Source organism: Sorangium sp. So ce590 (assembly GCF_051521365.1).
Lineage (GTDB): Bacteria > Myxococcota_A > Polyangia > Polyangiales > Polyangiaceae > Sorangium.
This window is the reverse complement of record NZ_CP150346.1, coordinates 1,392,601-1,411,140: the sequence shown is the minus strand read 5'-3', so window position 1 is coordinate 1,411,140 and position 18,540 is coordinate 1,392,601. Positions and strand designations below refer to the sequence as shown.

The window sequence follows — 18,540 nt, the reverse complement described above, 5'->3', positions numbered from 1 at the left end:
CCGCCGCTTCGCCTCCGGGGAGCGGGTCAGTACGCGAGCGAGACCGTCTTGCAGCCGAGGCCGAAGGCGTTGATGGCTCCGTCCTCCATGACATGAACCAGGTTCGCGACCTCGCGCTCACCGCAGCGGGTGTCCGGGAAGGCGTCGCCGCCGAGGCCGCCGACCCCCTCGGACGAGGAGACGGGTCCCACCTCGACGCGGAGAGCGGAAGGCTCCCCCTCCACGAGGAGCGGCGCGCAATCGAGGACGAGGCGGTCCACGAAATCGCCCACCCGGCCGCTGAAGCCCACCACCACCTGGTTCTCCGGGCACATCCTCGTCCAGGGGACCGAGCCATAGTCCCCCCGGTTCGGGGTGAGGTCGCCGGGTGTCGTGGTGAGGGTGGTTGGGCCGGTCCCGGCGAGGTTCAAATAACCACACTGCGCCTGGATCTGGCCATGGATGGACGCATCACCATCATCGTCGATCTGCCCCTGAGCGCCGACGATCACCTGTCCCTCCGGGCACGCGTCCATGAACACGTTGCCCATCGTCACATCGCCGCGCACCTCGGTGAAGGTCTGATCCGCGAGGACGACCCCCGTCGGCGCCGGGCAGGCCTCCCCCTCGCACGCCGCGCCCCCACCGCCGCCGGACGCGTCGCCGCCGCCGGCCGCGCCGCCGCCGCCGGAGGCGCCGCCGCCACCACCGCCGGATGCGCCGCCGCCTCGCCCCCCCGCGCCTCCGCCGTCGAAGGTGAGGCTGTCGACGCCCGAGATCGCGTTGCATCCAGCGAGAACGAGCACGGAGAGCTGCGCGGAGAGACCGAGGGAGCGGAGCATCACGGTGAAACGGAAGGCTACTCGATCCAGGGTCGACCCGGACAACTCACCCGCCCCAGTCGACCTTCGGCCTCCCCGGCGGCGTCACGTTCGGCATCTCGTGAAAGAGCGCGCGCGCGAGGTCGGGCAGCGGCGCGCACGCCTGCTCTCCCAGGTTGGTCAGCTCCAGCGGATCCTCCAGCACGTTGAAGCAGTGGAACTCGCCGTCCCACTCGCGCGCCTCGATCTTCAGCGGCCCCTGCATCATCCCCCAGTTGCGGAAGGAACACCCCCACACCCACGTGCAGTTCGTGAGCGGCACCGGCGCCACCGTGCGCTCCGGCCGCGTCAGCGGGTGCCCCATCATCCGGCCGCGGAACGGCGCGAGCCGCGGCTCGTCCCAGAGGCCCATCAGATCGAGGAACGTCGGCGCCAGATCGAGGTGCCACACGAACTCGTCCCTCGCGCCCGCGATGCTCGCCCGCTCCTCCGGGGAGAGGGTCCCCTCCGGGGCGTCGATCCACGTGGGGACGAGGATCTCCTCGTCCCACAGCGAGCTCGTGTGGCCAAGCTGCCAGTGCTCCCGGAACGACTCGCCATGATCCGACGTGTACACGAGGACCGTGCGCTCGCCGCTCGGCGTCCCGCGGATGTGCTCGATGAGCCGGCCGACCGCCATGTCCGACAGGTAAACGACGTTGCGATAGAAGTTCTTGAAATGCTCGTTCTTGTCCGGCGCCTTGCTCAGCTCGCTGGGCTGGAACGGCGAATGGAGCGGATCGCTCACGTACGGGAAATGGATGTTCGAGTAATGCACGACCGCGAAGAACGGCTCGACGAGCTCGCCCCACTCCGCGATCACGCGATCCGTGAGCTGCCGGTCGTAAGCGCCGTAATCGAGGTCGGCGCCCGGATCGAGCTGGGTCGCGACAACCCGGCGCGAGACCGGGATGTCCTGCACGTAGAGCCGGGCGTTCCCGAACATGAGGTTCTGGCTCGTCCAGTACGCCGTGTCCCACCCGGCCGCGTGGGCGTAGTCCCAGAGCAGCGGGGCGGAGCTGAGCACCGCGTGGCTCTCCGTCGGCGAGACGCCGGACCAGAGGTTCGAGATGGAGATGGCCGTCGTCGAGTCGTGGGCCCGCATCTGCAAGAGCGGCATGCGGCCCGGCGCGGCGGCGTTGGAGAACGGCGTCGCGAGCGCGCAGTCCGGGTCGTGCTCGACGCACGTCACGTCCGCCCGCTGGCTCTCCTGTAGAATGAGCACGACGTTCCGCGGCCGCGCGGGCCGCGCGGCGAGCCGCGGCACGCGCTCCGGGTCGCGGCGCTGCACCCGCAGATCCGACGAGTCGTCGGTGATGCCGAGGTGCTCTTTGACCACGGCGGTGACGCCGTGGAAGTAGATCATGTCGGCCGACGACGACTGGATCACCCGGTAGCTCACCGGGATCCTCGTCACGCCGGCCAGCGCGAGCGGCACGAGCACCGCGGCGACGCGCCGCCGGAGCCGCCGCGGGCGCACGAACCGGCGGGCAAGCCAGAGCGCCCCAAGGGCGAGCCCGAACGCGACGGCGACGTGGGCGAGCACGCGAGGGTGCCCGAGCGGGAGCGTGCCCACGATCGACCAGGGGATCGACTGCGAGTGGATCTGCGAGTCGATCGAGCAGTAGATATTGTAGAGGGCGTGAAAGCCGCCCTGCACGCCGCAGGCAAGCGTGAAGAGCGCCACGAACAGGGCGCCCGTCGCGCCGCGCATCGCGCCGCGGCGGCCCGAGGCGACGTAGAGCAGGACGCCCCAGAACCCCAGCGACACGACCACGGTCGCGGCGTATCCCGCCGCGTGCAGCCGGTCGAACGTGGTCATGTGACGACCCCGCCGCAGCACGTCCGCGACGAGGAACCAGAGCGCCGGCGACGCGAGGAGGGCGAGGCCGATCCAGCGGCGCCGGCGGCGCGCTGCCCGGCGCGCGGCGCGCGGGCGGCCGGCGGGGGACGCGGGCGGCGCGCCGGGCGCGGCGCCCTCTCGATCGAGGTCCGGCGCCATCCGGATCAGTCGCGGCGAGGCCCCGCCGCGAGGTCGCGGAGGTGGACCGGGACGTCGACGCTGCCGGCAGGACCGCCGTAGATCGCGTCGGCGAGCCGGGGCAGGTCGCCGCAGGCGGCGGGCCCGAGGTCGTGCTGCTCGCGGGGGTCGGCGAGCACGTCGTAGCAATGCCAGGCGGTGTCCCAGGCGCGGGATTCGAGCTTCATGTTGCCGCGCATCATCCCCCAGTTCTTGAACGCGCAGCCCCAGATCCCTGTGCAGTTCGTGAGCGCCAGCGCAGCCGGCCCCGGCGACGGCCGGAGCAGGCTGTGCCCGACCATCGCCGCCCGGTACGCCGCGAGCGCAGGCTCCTCCCACAGGCCCATCAGGTCGAGCAGCGTCGGCGCCACGTCCGTGTGGAAGACGGGCTCGTCCCGGGCCGCGCGCAGCCCGGCCTCCTCCGCGGCCGTCAGGGTGCCCGGCGGCGCGTCGATCCAGCCGGGCACCCGGATCTCCTCCTCGAGGATGGAGCCCGTGTGGCCGAGCTGGCCGTGCTCGCGGAACGCCTCGCCGTGGTCCGAGGTGAAGACGATCACCGTGCGCTCGCCGACCGGAGAGCTCCGGACGAAGCGGATGAGATCGGCGATCGCCGCGTCCTGCCGGTAGACCGCGTTCCTGTAGAAGTTGCGGTACGCCTCGTTGTCGTCCGGCGCCTTGCTCTCGAGGGCAGGCTGGAACGGCGCGTCCTCCGGGTCGACCAGGTAGGGGACGTGGGTGTTCCCGAAGTGGGCGACCGCGAGGAACGGCTCGCGCAGCGAGAGCACCTCGGACCGGACGTGCGCCGAGAGCAGCCGATCGTCGGCCCCGAGATCGATGTCGGCCAGCGGATCGAGCTCGGTCGCGCCGCACTGGTGCGAGACCGGCAGGTCCTGCACGTAGAGGCGCGAGTTGGCGAACATCATGTGGTGGCTCGTCCAGTAGGCGCTGTCGAAGCCGGCGGCGTCCGCGTAGTCGAAGACGAGCGGCGCCGTGTGGAGCTCCTCGCGCGTCGCGATCGGCTGGAGGCCGGACCAGAGCACCGCGAGCCCGATCGCCGTCGTCGAGGCGTTCGAGCGCATCTGCAGGAGCGGCAGCCGGCCGGGCGCCGCCGCGTCGATGCGCGGCGTGCCGGGGCACGCGGCGGCCCCTCCGCCGTCGTCGGCAGGCGCCGCGCCGTCGCCGGCGGGCGCCGAGCAGGTGGCGTCGGCGCGCACGCTCTCGGTCAGGATGAAGAGCACGTTGCGCCGCGGGCCGGGCTCCGGGGTCAGCCGCGGCAGCGCGGGCGGCGTGCGGAGCCCGGGGCGCACCTGCGCCGTGGTCTGGACGCCGGCGAGCTCCTTGAGGAGGCCGCCGATCGCGTGGAAGTAGATGACGTCGGGCGTGGACGCCTGCACCGTGCGGTAGGAGCACGGCAGCACGAACGCCGCCACCACGGCCGCCGGCGCGGCGAGGCGGGCGGCGCGGGCCCCCGCCGTGCGGCCGGGGCGCACGATCCGCCGGCCGAGCCAGACGAGCGCGATGGCGAGCACGAGCGGCGGGAGGACCGAGTGGAGGAAGTTCTCCCCGTCGGCCCGGAGCTGGCCGAAGAGGCTCGACGAGAGCGAGGTCCCGAAGAGCGTGGCGTCGAGGTTGAGGTACGTGGCGTACTGGCGGTGGAAGTAGAGCTGGCCGCCGAGCGAGAGCGTCGCGAGCGTCACGAAGAGCAGCGCCGCGATCCACCGCGACGCGCCCCGCCGCGACGAGGCCGCGAAGAGCAGGAGCCCCCAGAGCGCGGCGCTCTCGACCATCGCGCCGAGGTAGCTCGCGACGTGCTTGCCGCTCAGATCGAGCAGGCGATCTCCGCGGATGTGGAGGTCCGCGAGCACCACGAGGAGCAACGGGAGCGCGAGGAACAGGCGACCGTAGCGGCGCCGGACGCGGGCGAGCGCGCGCAGCCGCGCGCGCGCCGCGGCGCGGTCCGGGCCGAGATCGCGGGCGAGACCGCGGGACGAGCGGCTGCCGGCGTCGGCGTCGGCCGCCCGGGGATCGTTCAACGCCTTGAAACGGAGCACGGGAAGGGGCGCGAGTGTAGCGAGGACGTGACGTATCTGGAACGTTTCTGAGGCGGGTCGGTAACTCGCCAACGACGCGATGGCCGGTCCGGCCGGCCGGAGGGGCCGCCCGAACGGAGGGGCGCCCGGGCGGAGAAAACCCTTCGACAGCCGCCCGAGGCGTGCCATGAGTGGCGTCCGACATGGCGGAGCAGCTCTTCCTGAACGGGTTGCGCGGCGCTCAACAGGCCCCAGGGGCCGGCGCGCCGCCGGACGAATCCTCCGCCGCAGCCGCCGCGCAGCCCGAGCCGCTGCCGTCCCCCGGCGCGCCGGCGCCCGAGCCGCCGCGCGAGACGGCGGCGAGGCTCAGCGCCGAGCTGGAGGCGGCGCTCGTGCGCGAGCTGATGGCGGCCTACCAGAGCCTCAACTACACGCATTTCCGGCGGAAGCTGCGCTCGGCGTCCATCGAGCTCTCCGACGCCGCGAGCCGGCTCGGGCGCTGGATCTCGGAGGCGCGCGCGATCGAGATCTCGCGGCCGCTCGTCCTGACGCAGCCGTGGGGCGTCGTGATCGAGGTGCTCAAGCACGAGATGGCGCACCAGTACGTGCACGAGGTGCTGGGCGTCACGGACGAGGCGGCGCACGGGCCGGCGTTCCGCGAGGTGTGCGAGCGCCTCGGCATCGACGCGATGGCGGCCGGGATGCCGTCGGTCGGGCCGTCGCCGGCGGAGCCCGGCGGGGCGCCGCGCGGCGACGCGAGCGCGGAGGGCGCGAGCGCGGACGCCCGGATCCTCGACCGCATCGCGCGGCTGCTCGCGCTCGCCGACAGCCCGAACGCGAACGAGGCGCAGGCGGCGATGAGCGCCGCGCAGCGGCTGATGCTGAAGTACAACCTCGACGTCGCGAAGGCGCGCGCCGCGCGGCTCTACGGCTTCCGCCACCTGGGCGCGCCGAGCGGGCGCGTGGGCGAGAGCGAGCGCATCGTCGGGGGCATCCTTGGAAAGCACTTCTTCGTCGAGGCGATCTGGGTGCCTGTCTACGCGCCGCTCGAGGGCAAGCGGGGCAGCATCCTCGAGATCTGCGGGACGCCGGCGAACCTGGAGATGGCGGCCTACGTGCACGCGTTCCTGCACCACACGGCCGAGCAGCTGTGGAAAGAGCACAAGCGGACCCAGGGCGTGAAGGGCAACAAGGACCGGCGGACCTACCAGGCCGGCGTGATGCTCGGGTTCCTCGAGAAGCTGAACACGGAGCGGAAGGTGTCCGCGGAGCAGGGGCTCGTCTGGGTGAGGGACGCCGACCTGGACGGCTACTACCGGACGCGCCATCCGCACGTGCAGCACCTGCGTCACGCGGGCAACCAGCGGACGGCGGCGCACGCGCACGGGCGCGAGGCGGGACGGAAGATCGTGCTGCACCGCCCGATGCAGGCGGCGACCGGCGAGCGGGGCAGGCTGCTGCCGCCGGGCAAGAAGGGCTGAAGCCGCCGCGGCCCGGACGCCGGCAGCGCGCCGTCGTCCTGGCCGCCAGAGGACGCCCGGACGGACGGCGGACGACGGCGCGCTGCCGGCGTCCGGGCCGCGGTGCGCGCTCGACGGGCTCGTTGACGGGAATGGAGCGGTTCCGGCACGATGGCCCGGTGTGCGGGGTAACGTAGGAGAAGAACGAGATGCCGCTCCGGTTCACCATTGAAGAGCGATTCGATGCGTCGCCCGAGGACGTCTTCCGGCTCGCGACCGACATCGACTCCTTCGGCGACTGGATGCCCAACTTCGTGCGGGTGGAGAAGCTCACGGTCGGCATCGTCGGCGAGGGCGCGATGTGGCGTGAGACACGCAAGATGTTCGGCAAGGAGTCCACCGAGCTGTTCGAGGTCACGGCGGCTGATCCCGGCAAGAGCCTGGATCTCTTCGTCGACGGGCAGAAGGGGACGACGGGACGCGGGGAATACCGCTTTCGCTACGTCTTCGAGCCCCAGGGCGCCGGCACGCTGCTCCGGATGGATGGCGAGATCGCCGGGATGGGGTGGTTCATGGAGACGCTCGGGCGGCTGTTCATCGGCAGCTTCAAGAAGGCCGTGCACGGGGATCTCAAGGCGATGAAGACGCACCTGGAGCGGCGGCCGGCGAGCTAGCGCCGCCCGCCGGGAGTCCGGCCAGAGAGGGCCGGATTTTTGCGCTGCGTCGCGGCGGCTCCGCGCGGGCGCGGCGGGTGTGCTTCGGGGAGAGTGCCGAGCGCCCCCGCCCCGGGGAGGGTGGGCGTCGCCACCCGGACGACGCGGCGAGCGCCGCATCGCGCCGCGCACCGACTGGAATCACCTCTTTCTCGCATCAAACCCGCCCGTCTTAGTTGACCCGGTGCGCGGCGCCAGGCACCATTCCCGCGCGGCGCCAGGCCGGCCTGCATGGCTGGAAGCTCGACCCCGGCTCGCCCGCCTTCCCCTAACAAGCTGCTGAGGTGCTTTGATGCGCGTTCGTACGATTCTCTTCTTCTGCCTTGCGCCCTTCGCCATTGGCGTTCTCCCAGGTTGCGGCGGTGATGACGGCGGCCCCGAGGACCAGCCGTCCACGGGAGCGCTCGGCGAATGTCCGCCCGACTCCGCCGCGCAGCAGGCAGCGGGCCTCGAGGCGCTCCAGGTCAACTGCGTGGCCTGTCATGGGACGACGGTGTCGGGCCCGAGCCGCGGCGGCGCTCCCCCTGAGATCAACGTCGACGACCCCGCCAGCGTCAGCGCCGGGGCGGAGAAGATCCTCGATGCGATCGAGGCGGGCGGGACGGCGGAGGGAATGCCGGTCGGCGTGAGGCTCCCCGACGATACGATCGAGTCCATCCGGGTCTACCTCGCCTGCGACGCGGCACAGTAAGCCGCATTCCTGCCCGACACCGTTCACACCACGTCCAAACGCCAGTGCGCCATCTCACAAGATGGCGCGCCGGCGGCGGGGGCACGGACGCGGCGCCGGACTTCGCGCTCTTCATCGCCCCCACCACCGTCGACATCCCGTAGGAGGGGCTGACGTCCGTCGAGATCTCGATCCGTCGATTCAACGGCTTCGACGGGCCGATCGAGATCTCGTCAACGCACCTCCCGACGGGCTCCTGTACACGCCGCTCACGCTCCCGCCCGACGCCGCCTCCGGCGCCCGCTCCCCTCGATCGCTGTGCGACCGCGCGATCCGGGGTATGGTGCGGGCATGTTCAGGCTGGATGCCCGCTCCGGGGCCGCGCTCGCGCTGGCCTCCGCGCTCGCGCTGACCGCCGCGCTCGGCGCCTCCTGCGCCGGGGCGCCCCCCGCGCAGCGGGGGACGACGGCCTGCCCGCCGCTCTGCCCGCAGCAGGCGCCCCCGCCGCCCGCGGCGCCGCCGGGGCCCGTCGTCCCGGGCACGCCGGGCGAGGCCCCGGTGTTCGACCCCGAACGCCTCACCCTCGTGCTGGACGACCCGCGGCTCGCGCCGGTGCAGAAGCTCGTCGGGCAGGAGGCGTACGGAAGCGCGGTCGCCGCGTTGGTCCAGGCGCTCTCCGCGCCCCTGTCGCCCGGGGACGCAGCGGCGTTTCGCTACCAGCTCGGGCGGCTGCGCGCGCTCGCGGGCGACCCCCTGGGCGCCGCGAAGGAGTACGACGCGGCGGCGGCAGCCGGCGGACCGCTCGCCGACTACGCGCGGTTCGCGGCGGCCGATCTCCTCGCCAGGGCGGGACAGCCCGACGCGGCGATCGAGCGCGCGCGCGCCGTCGCCTCGGACGTCGCGATCGCCGACGAGATCGATCGCATCGTCGCCGGCGCGCTCGCCGAGAAGGGCGACATCGGGGGCGCGTCCGCGCGCTGGCAAGCGTACCTCGCCCGGAGCTGGCCAGCGTCGACGTGGGTGCCCGAGGCGCTCCGCTTCGCCCGCGCGCTGCTCCGCCATCCTGGACAGGACCGCGCCGAGGAGGCGATCCGGCTCGCCCGGCGCATCCTCGACCAGGCGCCGGGCGGCGCGGGCGCGGGGGAGGCGAAGGAGATCCTGGACCAGGCCCTGTCGACGCTGCCGTTCGCGCGGCGCAAGCCGCTCCTCGACCCGGGCCCCGCCGACCTGCTCGCCCGCGCGCGCGCCCTGCTCACCTCGCGCCAGGACAAGGAAGCGCTCGCCGTCACCGACGCGCTGATCGCCCTGCCCGAGGCGCAGGCCCCCTCGGCCTTCGCCTGCGACGCGTTCGCCGCGCGCGGCGAGGCGCTCGGGCGCCTCCGGCGGCGGGCCGAGGCCGCCGACATCTACGGCACGGCGATCGAGCGCTGCGGGCCGGCCGCGCCCGCCGCAGGGGCGAGCGTCCCCGCCGTGGCCGCAGGGGCAGGCGCCCCCGCGGTGGCCGCAGGGGCAGGCGCCCCCGCCGTGGCCGCAGGGGCAGGCGCGCCCGCCCCCAGGCGGCCCGAGACGCTCTACAACGCCGCGCGCGCGTCGTTCCGCGTCGATCGGCACGCCGAGTCGGCGGCGCGCTTCGCGCTGCTCGAGAAGGAGTACCCGGATCACCGGCTCGCGGACGACGCGCGCTACCTCGGGGCGCGCGCGCTGCTCGCGCTCGGCGACCAGGCGCAGTTCGTCCAGATGCTCACCGCCATGCCCGACGACTACCCGTCGGGCGACATGGTCGCCGACGGCCTGTTCGAGCTCGCGCTCTTCGAGATGGAGCGCGACAGCTGGGCGGGCGCGGTCAGGCCGCTCGAGCTCGGGCTCGCGCGGTTCCCCCACGAGCGCGCGTACCACGCCGCCGGCAGGTTCCCCTACTACCTCGCGCGCGCCCACATCGAGACGGGCTCGCCCGACAAGGGAAAGGCGCTGCTCGAGCAGGTGATCCGCGACTACCCGCTCTCGTTCTACATGGCGCTCTCCCACGCCCGGCTCGCCGACGTCGATGCCGCGGCCGCCCAGCGCGCCCTGTCCGCGGCCCTCGAGCGCGACGCGAGCGCGCCGTACACCGAGCTCAGGAGCGTCCAGTTCGCGCACCCCGCGTTCACCCGCGCGGTCGAGCTCGCGCGCCAGGGTGAGGCGAAGCTCGCGCGCCTCGAGCTCGACGCGCTCGGCGTCGGGAGCCGCACGGCGCCGCGCGAGGTGATGTGGGCCTCGGCGTTCCTGCTCGCGCGCGCGGGCGCGCTGCCGCAGTCGTACAGCATCCTGCGCACGGCGATGGCGGCGCCGGCGGCGGGCGACAGCCGCGTCGAGCTCGCGGGCGAGTGGGTCGATCACTACCCGGTCGGGCGCTGGCGCGGCGCCTGGGAGCTCGCTTACCCGCGCCCGTTCGCCGCCGTCGTCGCCGCGGAGACGAAGCGAAGCGCGATCCCCGAGGCCCTCGCCTATGCCATCATGCGCGAGGAGTCGGCCTTCGACCCGAGGGTGGCCTCGCACGCACAGGCGTACGGGCTGATGCAGCTCATCGTGCCGACCGCGAAGCGCATGGCCAAGCCGCTCGGGCTGCCGTCGAGCGTCGAGGCGCTGAAGCGGCCCGAGGTCAACGTCGCGCTCGGCTGCCGTTACCTGTCGGTGCTGCGCGGCCAGTTCTCGGACAACCCCCTGCTCGCGATCCCCGCCTACAACGCGGGCGGCGGCGCGCCGAAGCGGTGGATCGCCGAGCGCCCCTCGCAGAGCTTCGACCTGTGGGTCGAGCGCATCCCCTACGAGGAGACGCGGCTCTACACGAAGCGCGTGCTCGCGAGCTTCGCCGTCTACGAGCACCTCTACACCGGCGATCAGCCGAGCGAGGCCCTGCGGACGCCGCTGCCCGCGAGCCCGGCGGCGCGCTCGGCCGTGGCGAACGCCGCGCCCTGACGCGCGCCGGCGTCGATCGCGCGTCGGCGGCCTGCTCAGCCGCTCCGCGCCGAGGTTTCGGCGAGCGGGCAGCGCGGAAGCTTTGGTAGAGTCCGCGCGTGGTCGACCCCTCGAGCCCTTCCCATCAGCTCGTGGGCGCCGTGTTGAACGGGCGCTTCCGGCTCGTGCGTCTCCTCGGCGAGGGGGGCATGGGCGCCGTCTACGAGGCCGATGGGCTGCGCGGCGAGGGCAAGCGCGCGATCAAGGTGCTGCACCCCGAGTTCACGGAGGACGAGCAGGTCCTCCACCGCTTCTTCGCCGAGGCGGAGGCGACGAAGGGGTTCGTCCACCAGAACATCGCCTCGGTCTACGAGGCGGCCCGCTCCGAGGACGGCACGCCCTACCTCGTCATGGAGCTCCTGCAGGGCGTCCCGCTCGCCGCGTACATCGACACGGGCAACCCGATCCCGCCGCAGCAGGCCGTGCCGATCATCCACGAGGTGCTCCAGGCGCTCATGGCGGCGCACAGCCACAAGGTCGTCCACCGCGATCTGAAGCCGGAGAACCTGTTCCTCGTGCGGGACCCGCGCGGCGGCTTCCGCGTGAAGGTGCTCGACTTCGGCATCGCGAAGGTGATGGACGCGGCCGGCGGCATGGGCCTCAAGACGCGCGCCGGCACGCTCCTCGGGACCCCCGGCTACATGAGCCCCGAGCAGATCAGGAACGCGCAGGGCGTCGACGCGCGCACCGACCTCTGGAGCGTCGGCGTGATCTTCTACGAGATGCTCACGGCGACGCAGCCGTTCCCCGCCGAGAACGAGTTCGCGCGGCTCACCGCCGTGCTCGCCAAGGAGGTGCGCCCGCTCGAGCAGGTCGCGCCGCACCTCTTCGCCTGGGGCCTCTTCTTCCAGCGCGCCCTCTCCAAGGACCTGACCGGGCGCTTCCAGACCGCCGAGGAGATGGCGCAGACGCTGAGCGCCGTCGCGCACCGCACGGGCATCGCGACGCCCTGGTCCGAGCCGCAGGCGTCGCTCCCGCCGCCGCACCACCTGCCGTCGCTGCCGCCGCCCCCGCAGCTGCACACGCCGCAGTCGCAGCTGTACGCGCCGCAGCCGCAGCCGTACGCGCCGCAGGCGCAGCCGACGTCGCAGCTGTACGCGCCGCAGCCGGCGCCGAGCCTACCGCCGGTCGGGCCGAGGCCAGAGACGATACCGCCCCGGCACCTGACCACGCCGCCGCCCCAGAAGAACCCGTCGGTGGCGCCCACGGCGAGCTTCCCGGCGGCCCCCGGGCCGACCCACATCAGCGCGCAGCGGCCGACGGGCACGCCGACGCTCACGGGCGGCCACTACGACGTGCGGGTCGTCGAGGTCCCCCTCGCCACCGCGAGCGCGGCCCCGGGGGGCGCGGCGTGGTGGCTCGTGGGGGTCATCGGCCTCGTGTGCCTCGGCGTCGGCTTCGCGCTGGGCGTGCTGGTGAGCGGATGAGCGCCGGAGGCCGCCTCCGCGCCCTGCTCGCCGTCGCGTGCGCCGCCTTCGTCCTCGGCGCGCCGCGGCCCACGCGCGGCGACCCGCCCGGAGGCGGCGCGCGCGAGCCGCCCGTGCAGGTCGTCGACCTGCACGTCGACGTGCCCTGGCAGGTCCACTTCAAGGGGCGCGACCCCCGCCTCGACGAGGGCCACGCCCGCAGCGAGGCGCTCGTCGCCGGCAGCTATCTCGGCATCGTGCTGCCGATCTACCTGCCCGACCGGGTGCGGCCCGAGGGCCCGCGCATCGAGGACGCCAGCGCGGTCCTCGCGACGATCGAGGCGATCATCGCCGCGAGCCCGGTGCTCCTCCCGCTCGGCTCGGCGCGGGCCGAGCCGGGGAAGATCAGCACCTTCCTCTCGATCGAGGGGGCCGGCGCGTTCGCCGAGGACATCGCGCAGATCGACCGCTTCATCGCGCGCGGCGTGCGGCTCATCAGCCCGAACCACGCGAAGAACACGCGGCTCTCGTCGTCGGCGACCGGCGAGCGCGTGGCGTTCGGGCTGACGGAGCTCGGCAAGCGGTTCTGCGAGCGCGTCTACGCGCAGGGCGCGCTCATCGACGTCTCGCACATCTCGGACGCCGCGTTCGCGGATCTCGTCCCGATCGCGGCCGCGCACGGCGCGCCGATCGTCGCGACCCACTCGAACGCGCGCGCGGTGGCGAACCAGCCGCGCAACCTGACCGACGAGCAGCTGCGGCTCATCGGGCGGAGCGGCGGGGTCGCGGGGCTCAACTTCCACGCGACGTTCGTGAGCGGCGCGAACGAGGCGGACCTCGACGACGTGCTCGCGCAGCTCGACCACATGGTCCGCGTGGCCGGCGTCGATCACGTCGCGATCGGGTCGGATTTCGACGGCGGCATCGTCACGCCGAGGGGGCTCGGCGACGCGTCGGCGCTGCCGGCGCTCGCCGCGCGGCTCCGGCAGCGCGGGATGTCGCGCGAGGACGCGGTGAAGATCTTCTCGCAGAACGCGCTGCGCGTCCTCGGCTGGCGGCCGGCGGGCGGCTGGAGCGGGGGTCAGCCGCACGGGTAGCCGGCGCGCGGGACGAGCGCGACGCCTGCCTCGTCTCCGACCTTCGGCAGCTGTGGTAAGAGCACGCCGATGGCCGTTGCCCAGTCGTCAGTCCGGGGGCTGCTTGCCCTCGCGGTCGTCGCGTCGTCCGCCGGCCTGAGCTGCGCGGAGCTCGGTCACCTGGAGGGCGTGGGCGAAGCCGTCTGCCCCGAGCTGCGCGGGCCGGGCGACGTCCTCGGCGCCCAGTTCTCCGCCGACGCGCGGGCCAACGCCAAGGTGCGGACGTTCGTGCAAGCGGCCAAGGACATGGCCGCCGTGTCCGCGGCGATCGAGGCGCAGGTGGCCGACGCCTGCCGCCGGATCGGCGCGGACCTCGGGATCCCGCCCGCGCAGATGGCGCCGCGCGACGAGGCGGGGGGCCAGGCGAGCGGCGCCTGCGGCCCGGTCTCGGCGGCGATCGACGCCATCCTGCGCCAGGGCGCCGCGGTGCAGGTCGCGGTGACGCCGCCGATGTGCCAGGCGAACGCCCAGGCCGGGGCGCGCTGCAGCGGCGCGTGCGACGTGCAGCTCGATCCGGGGCAGATCGTGGCGCAGTGCGAGCCCGCGCGGCTCTCCGGCTATTGCCAGGGCCGCTGCACGGGGCAGTGCGACGGGCGCTGCACCGGGCAGTGCCGGGGGCAGTGCTCCGCCTACGACGCGCAGGGGCGCTGCGTGGGCCAGTGCCATGGCGAGTGCGACGGCGGCTGCGACGCCACGTGCCACGCGCGCTGCGAGGGCACCTGGCAGGCGCCGCAGTGCGCCGGGATGGTGCGCCCCCCGAGCGCCGACGCGGAGTGCGAGGCGAGCTGCCGCGCGCACGCCGACGTCCACGCCGCCTGCACGCCGGCGCTCGTCCAGGTGCGCGCGTCGCACGGCGCCGAGATGGCCGCGCGGCTCGCGGCGACGCTGCAGGTCAACCTGCCGGCGCTGCTGCACGCCGAGGTGGCCCTCGGGCGCCGGCTCCTCGGCGACGCCCAGACGGTGGTCCAGGTCGGCGCCGCGCTGCCGCGGATCGTGGGCGGCGCGGGCACGCGCGCGCTCGCGTGCGTCGCCGGGGCGGCCGAGGCGTCGACGAGCGCGTCGGTGCGGATCCAGGTGAGCGTCCGCGCCAGCGCGAGCGTCACCGGGCGCGTCGGCGCGACGGGCGGGTAGCGGCGGGGCAGGAACGGCGAGGGGCGGGGGCGCAGGCGAGCGGGACGTGCGAGGGACACCGACGGCGCCGCGGAGCACGGCGAGTGCGGCGCAGCGTGACGGCGGTAGAGTTCTCTCCGTCCAAGCGCTCAAGGCCCGCGTTCAGAACGGTCGCATCGTCGTGAACGAACCCACCGACCTGCCGGAGGGCACCGCGCTCGATCTGGTCGTCGCCGCCCAGCTTGCGGCACGCGCGGGGGGCTCAAGCATGACCAGGCGCGCGGCGCGCATCGCTGGTCCGGCGCCGCCGCACGCGCCCGCCGCCCGCCGGCGCGCCGTCGTTTGCATCGACGGCGTGGACGGCGCCGCGCCGGTCGGACTACCCTCCCGCTCCCCGCCGGGAGGATCCCATGACCGATCTCGACGACCGCTGTCTCGACACGTTCCCCGAGTGGCTGCGCAGCCTCGCCTCGGACGCGACCGACCTGGCCGGCCTGCTCGCCTCGCCGGACAGCCCGGAGCCCGCGCGCCGCTCGCTCGCGGCCGGCCTCAACTACCTCTTCAAGTCGCTCGATCTCATCCCGGACGGCATCGAGGATCTCGGCTTCCTCGACGACGCCTTCGTCCTGCGCGTCGCCGCGTCCTTCGCCGCGGCGGAGAGCCCGGAGCTGCGCGACCAGGTGCCGGCCCTCGCGCGGCTCGCGCGCGACGCGGAGCTCATCGCGGAGCTGCTCGGCGGCGACCACGCGCGGCTCAAGGGCTACGTGCGCTCGCTGGAGAGGGGCGCCGCGCGCGGCCGCACGGTCGACGACATCCTCGGCGACGAGCAGGTCCGCGCCTCGTTCATGCACGAGATCACCGGCTGGGCGTCGAGCTACACCGCACCGACGTTCAGCCGCGACGCGAAGAACTTGATCAAGCTGAAATCCTTCCTCTCCGCCAAGCTCCCGGCCTGACCGCGCGCTGCGGCGCGCCGCCCGCGCGCCGCTCGCCGCAGCGCGCCCACCCGCCGCGTAGTACATAAGGCCCATCCCCCCGGAGGAACGCGTCCGATGTCAGCCGCTCCCTGCTTCTCCGCGCTGCTCGCCGCGCTGCTCGCCGCGGGCTGCGACGCCGATCGCCCGGCCTCGACGGCGCCGAGGCCCGCGCCCGCCGCCACCTCGGCCGCTCCCGCCGGCGCCGCGCCCGCGCCGCCGCCCGACGCGGACCGCTCCTACGCCTACCCCGCCGCCGACCGCGTGGTGGCCATCGGCGACGTCCACGGCGACCTCGCGGCCACGCGCGCGGCCCTGCGGCTCGCGGGCGCGATCGACGGCTCGGATCGCTGGAGCGGCGGCAAGCTCGTGCTCGTCCAGACGGGCGACGAGCTCGACCGCGGCGACGGCGAGCAGGAGATCGTCGACCTCTTCGATCGCCTCGCCGCCGAGGCGCGCGCGGCCGGCGGCGCCGTGTACGCGCTCAACGGCAACCACGAGGTCATGAACGTCCAGCTGGACTTCCGCTACGTCACCGAGGGCGGCTTCAAGGACTTCGAGGACGTGCCCGGGCTCGACGCCTCGTCCCCGCGCCTCACGCCGGTGCCGCCCCCCGCGCGCGCCCGCGCCGCCGCGTTCGTCCCCGGCGGTGTCTACGCCAAGAAGCTCGCGGCGCGCGACGTGATCATCACGGTCGGCGACACCGTCTTCGCGCACGGCGGTGTGCTCCCGTCGCACACGCGCTACGGCGTGGCGCGGATCAACCGCGAGGTGCGCGCGTGGATGGAGGGCAAGGGCCCGTCCACGCCGGGCGTGATCGCGGCCGAGGACAGCCCGGTGTGGGCGCGCCTCTACTCGACCGATCCGCCGCCGACGCCGGGGTCGAGCCCCTGCGCGGCGCTCGACAAGGTCCTGGCGGCGATGTCCGCGAAGCGCATGGTCGTGGGCCACACGGTCCAGAGGAACGGCATCACCTCGGCCTGCGGCGACAAGGTCTGGCGGATCGACGTCGGCATGGCCACGCACTACGGCGGAAAGCCGGCGGCGCTGGAGATCGTCGGCGACACCGTGCGGCCCTTGACGGGCGATGCGACCAGCGCGAGCCGCGAGAAAAAGTAAGCGCCCTCGTGAGAAAATATCAGAGCCGTTTGCAAAACGATCTCGCACTGCAGCTGCAGCGAGCGCAGCCGGAAACGAGGCAGGCGCGAGAGGCGTGAGAGACGTGAGAGACGGATGAGACGCAAACAGCGCGGACAGCGCTAACAACACAGCGGCGCCCGTCTGCTCCATTGACGGGCCCCGCGCGGACCGGATAACGTCGATGGCAAACTGGGGCTCTTCGAGCCCCAGGGGAAGGGAATCAGATGCCTGAGCTTCCGCTCGCGCTGATCCACGAGGCGGATCGGAGCAACGGGGAGGCCCCCCTGGCGCCCGGCGAGCAGCGCCTCTCCCTTCTGGTTCCTCGTGTCGCACCCGCGCTGCTGCGCCGGTGCGGGCAGCCCGAGCGCTCTGCAGCGCGGCCCGACGCGGGGAGCGGCTGATGGACGACGACGAGCTGCTGCGCGCCTTGACGCGCATCGCGCAGCAGGGTCCGCCGGGCGATCCGAGCCGGCGGAGGCTCGCCGAGGAGGCCCGCCCGGAGGACGCGCGGAGCGCTCCGCGGGAGGCCGGCGACGCCGCGGCGTCCTCCGCGAGCGCAGGACGGGAGGAGCGCGAGGCGCGGCTGCCCCTCGACGACGAGACCCGCGCGCGGCTCGCCGACCAGCTGGTCGCCCAGCTCCGGGATGCGCCCGGCGAAGCGCCCGCGCCGCCGTCGCTGGCGCGGCCGCTGGTCGACCGGAAGTCCGGGGTCCGCTTCCGGAGCCCCCATGAGTGGGACTGCGAGGCGGAGGAGGCGGGCGACGTCGCCGACGCGCCGCTGCTGGGCGCCGACGCCGACTCGCTCAGCGGGACGAGCTCGCCGTCGACCACGGATGCGCCCGTCTGTCGCGCGCTCGGCGGCGAATCGGTGCCGCCCGGGGCCTCGGAGCCGCCCCGCGAGGCGCGCCCGAGCGGGGCCCCGGGGCAGCCGACCCAGCGCGCGCCGGGCGGGATGGACGCCGGCGCCCTGGCGCCGCGCCCGGGCCCGGTGGGCCCCGAGCTGGTCGTCGAGCGGCGGAGCGCTCCGCGGGCGCGCGCGCGGGTGCGCACGGCCGTGGGCGTGGCCGGGTGGGTCGTGTCGGCGGCGCTCGTGTCGCTGCTCGCGCTGCGGCCTGCGCCGTTCGCGCCGGGCGCTGCCCCGCTCCCCGACTACACGATCGCGACGACCCTCGGCGGCGGCCCGCAGCAGCGCGATCGTGAGCCGGGCGCCCCGCCCCACGTCGGCAGGGGCGCCCGGCTCACGATCGCGCTGTCGCCGGGCGCGCGCGTGCACGCGCCGGTCGCCGTGAGGGCGTTCCTTTTGCAGGGCGGGAACACGCGCCCGTGGCCCGTGGAGATCGAGCTCGACGGCGGCGGCGGCGCGCGCGTCTCGGGCACGCGCGAGGCGCTCTTCAGGGACGTCGCGGCGGGCCCGTGCGAGGTCGTCTTCGTGCTCGGCCAGCCCGGCTCGCCGTCCATCGACGCCGAGGCGCTGCCCGCCGAGGGCGCCGTCCAGCTCGCGGGCGGCCGGCTCCTCCGGCAGCGATTGTTCCTTGACTGATCGCCACCTGGACTAAGGAGAAAGGCTGTCCTTCAACGGTGGGCGGCGCGCGCCTCGCTCGCGGGCCGGCGGCGCGCGGCGACGGCCCGAGCAGGGAGGAGCAGAGGTCAGCACGCATGAACCGACGGATGTTCAAGAGCAAGATCCACCGCGCGACCGTGACCCACGCGGATCTGCACTACGAGGGCAGCGTCACGATCGACGCCGACCTCCTGGAGGGCGCCGACATCCTGCCCTACGAGGCGGTCGACATCTGGAACGTGACGCGCGGCTCCCGGCTGACGACCTACGCGCTCGCGGGGGCGCGCGGGTCGGGCGTCATCTGCATCAACGGCGCCGCGGCGCACCTCAATCAGCCCGGCGACCTCGTGATCATCGCGACGTTCGCGGACATGGACGAGGCCGAGGCGCGGCGGCACGAGCCGCGGGTGCTCCGCGTCGACGGGCAGAACCGGCCGCTGGCCGCTCAGCCGCCCGAGGCGCCGGGGCCGCTCGCGCCGAGCTGATC

At 74.2% G+C, this 18,540-nt stretch carries 15 protein-coding genes; 12 read left to right on the top strand and 3 right to left on the bottom strand.

What is annotated here, in order from left to right:
* Positions 1–26: 26 nt before the first annotated feature.
* Genes WMF28_RS05165 through WMF28_RS05155 form a run of 3 tightly spaced genes read right to left on the bottom strand, consistent with a single transcriptional unit; the run spans position 27 to position 4,910 of the window.
* The gene (locus WMF28_RS05165; protein WP_437600933.1) at positions 27–824 is read right to left on the bottom strand and encodes a hypothetical protein; all 798 of its coding nucleotides are present in this window, start codon (positions 822–824) and stop codon (positions 27–29) included.
* 43 nt (positions 825–867) lie between these two features.
* Complete coding sequence (locus tag WMF28_RS05160) at positions 868–2,841, bottom strand: sulfatase-like hydrolase/transferase (protein ID WP_437600932.1); 1,974 nt, start codon at positions 2,839–2,841, stop codon at positions 868–870.
* Positions 2,842–2,846: 5 nt separating this feature from the next.
* Positions 2,847–4,910, bottom strand: a complete 2,064-nt coding sequence (locus WMF28_RS05155) for a sulfatase-like hydrolase/transferase (RefSeq protein ID WP_437600931.1) — start codon at positions 4,908–4,910, stop codon at positions 2,847–2,849.
* 182 nt (positions 4,911–5,092) lie between these two features.
* Here WMF28_RS05155 and WMF28_RS05150 point away from each other — a divergent pair, with 182 nt between their 5' ends.
* The 12 genes from WMF28_RS05150 to panD all read left to right on the top strand — a co-directional run bounded on the left by WMF28_RS05150 (position 5,093) and on the right by panD (position 18,538).
* Positions 5,093–6,370: a SprT-like domain-containing protein gene (locus WMF28_RS05150; RefSeq protein ID WP_437600930.1), complete on the top strand. Its 1,278-nt coding sequence runs from the start codon at positions 5,093–5,095 to the stop codon at positions 6,368–6,370.
* A gap of 188 nt (positions 6,371–6,558) precedes the next feature.
* Entirely contained in the window at positions 6,559–7,023 is a 465-nt protein-coding gene (locus tag WMF28_RS05145) for an SRPBCC family protein (protein WP_437600929.1), read from the top strand.
* 331 nt (positions 7,024–7,354) lie between these two features.
* On the top strand, positions 7,355–7,753 hold the full coding sequence (locus WMF28_RS05140) for a c-type cytochrome (RefSeq protein ID WP_437600928.1): 399 nt from the start codon (positions 7,355–7,357) through the stop codon (positions 7,751–7,753).
* 330 nt (positions 7,754–8,083) lie between these two features.
* Positions 8,084–10,687, top strand: a complete 2,604-nt coding sequence (locus WMF28_RS05135) for a transglycosylase SLT domain-containing protein (RefSeq protein ID WP_437600927.1) — start codon at positions 8,084–8,086, stop codon at positions 10,685–10,687.
* Positions 10,688–10,785: 98 nt separating this feature from the next.
* The gene (locus WMF28_RS05130) at positions 10,786–12,153 is read left to right on the top strand and encodes a protein kinase domain-containing protein (RefSeq protein ID WP_437600926.1); all 1,368 of its coding nucleotides are present in this window, start codon (positions 10,786–10,788) and stop codon (positions 12,151–12,153) included.
* Positions 12,150–13,229 (top strand): dipeptidase, encoded by a 1,080-nt coding sequence (locus WMF28_RS05125; RefSeq protein WP_437600924.1) that lies wholly within the window; start codon positions 12,150–12,152, stop codon positions 13,227–13,229. Before WMF28_RS05130 ends, WMF28_RS05125 begins: the two co-directional genes overlap by 4 nt.
* A gap of 69 nt (positions 13,230–13,298) precedes the next feature.
* Positions 13,299–14,399: a hypothetical protein gene (locus tag WMF28_RS05120; RefSeq protein ID WP_437600922.1), complete on the top strand. Its 1,101-nt coding sequence runs from the start codon at positions 13,299–13,301 to the stop codon at positions 14,397–14,399.
* Positions 14,400–14,788: 389 nt separating this feature from the next.
* Positions 14,789–15,334 (top strand): DUF1232 domain-containing protein, encoded by a 546-nt coding sequence (locus tag WMF28_RS05115; RefSeq protein WP_437600921.1) that lies wholly within the window; start codon positions 14,789–14,791, stop codon positions 15,332–15,334.
* Positions 15,335–15,430: 96 nt separating this feature from the next.
* The gene (locus WMF28_RS05110; protein WP_437600920.1) at positions 15,431–16,471 is read left to right on the top strand and encodes a metallophosphoesterase; all 1,041 of its coding nucleotides are present in this window, start codon (positions 15,431–15,433) and stop codon (positions 16,469–16,471) included.
* A 245-nt stretch (positions 16,472–16,716) separates the two neighbouring features.
* A complete protein-coding gene (locus tag WMF28_RS05105; protein WP_437600919.1) occupies positions 16,717–16,893 on the top strand; it encodes a hypothetical protein in 177 nt (58 codons plus the stop codon).
* Complete coding sequence (locus WMF28_RS05100) at positions 16,893–18,032, top strand: hypothetical protein (protein ID WP_437600918.1); 1,140 nt, start codon at positions 16,893–16,895, stop codon at positions 18,030–18,032. Before WMF28_RS05105 ends, WMF28_RS05100 begins: the two co-directional genes overlap by 1 nt.
* 116 nt (positions 18,033–18,148) lie before the next feature.
* Complete coding sequence (gene panD / locus WMF28_RS05095) at positions 18,149–18,538, top strand: aspartate 1-decarboxylase (RefSeq protein WP_437600916.1); 390 nt, start codon at positions 18,149–18,151, stop codon at positions 18,536–18,538.
* Positions 18,539–18,540 lie beyond the last annotated feature (2 nt).

What these genes read in the sequence shown, in the direction of transcription:
- WMF28_RS05110 (WP_437600920.1), top strand. Translation starts at nt 15,431, where the DNA reads ATGTCAGCCGCTCCCTGCTTCTCCGCGCTGCTCGCCGCGCTGCTCGCC.
- panD (WP_437600916.1), top strand. Translation starts at nt 18,149, where the DNA reads ATGAACCGACGGATGTTCAAGAGCAAGATCCACCGCGCGACCGTGACC.
- WMF28_RS05120 (WP_437600922.1), top strand. Translation starts at nt 13,299, where the DNA reads ATGGCCGTTGCCCAGTCGTCAGTCCGGGGGCTGCTTGCCCTCGCGGTC.
- WMF28_RS05100 (WP_437600918.1), top strand. Translation starts at nt 16,893, where the DNA reads ATGGACGACGACGAGCTGCTGCGCGCCTTGACGCGCATCGCGCAGCAG.
- WMF28_RS05125 (WP_437600924.1), top strand. Translation starts at nt 12,150, where the DNA reads ATGAGCGCCGGAGGCCGCCTCCGCGCCCTGCTCGCCGTCGCGTGCGCC.
- WMF28_RS05105 (WP_437600919.1), top strand. Translation starts at nt 16,717, where the DNA reads ATGCCTGAGCTTCCGCTCGCGCTGATCCACGAGGCGGATCGGAGCAAC.
- WMF28_RS05135 (WP_437600927.1), top strand. Translation starts at nt 8,084, where the DNA reads ATGTTCAGGCTGGATGCCCGCTCCGGGGCCGCGCTCGCGCTGGCCTCC.
- WMF28_RS05140 (WP_437600928.1), top strand. Translation starts at nt 7,355, where the DNA reads ATGCGCGTTCGTACGATTCTCTTCTTCTGCCTTGCGCCCTTCGCCATT.
- WMF28_RS05145 (WP_437600929.1), top strand. Translation starts at nt 6,559, where the DNA reads ATGCCGCTCCGGTTCACCATTGAAGAGCGATTCGATGCGTCGCCCGAG.
- WMF28_RS05160 (WP_437600932.1), bottom strand. Translation starts at nt 2,841, where the DNA reads ATGGCGCCGGACCTCGATCGAGAGGGCGCCGCGCCCGGCGCGCCGCCC.
- WMF28_RS05115 (WP_437600921.1), top strand. Translation starts at nt 14,789, where the DNA reads ATGACCGATCTCGACGACCGCTGTCTCGACACGTTCCCCGAGTGGCTG.
- WMF28_RS05150 (WP_437600930.1), top strand. Translation starts at nt 5,093, where the DNA reads ATGGCGGAGCAGCTCTTCCTGAACGGGTTGCGCGGCGCTCAACAGGCC.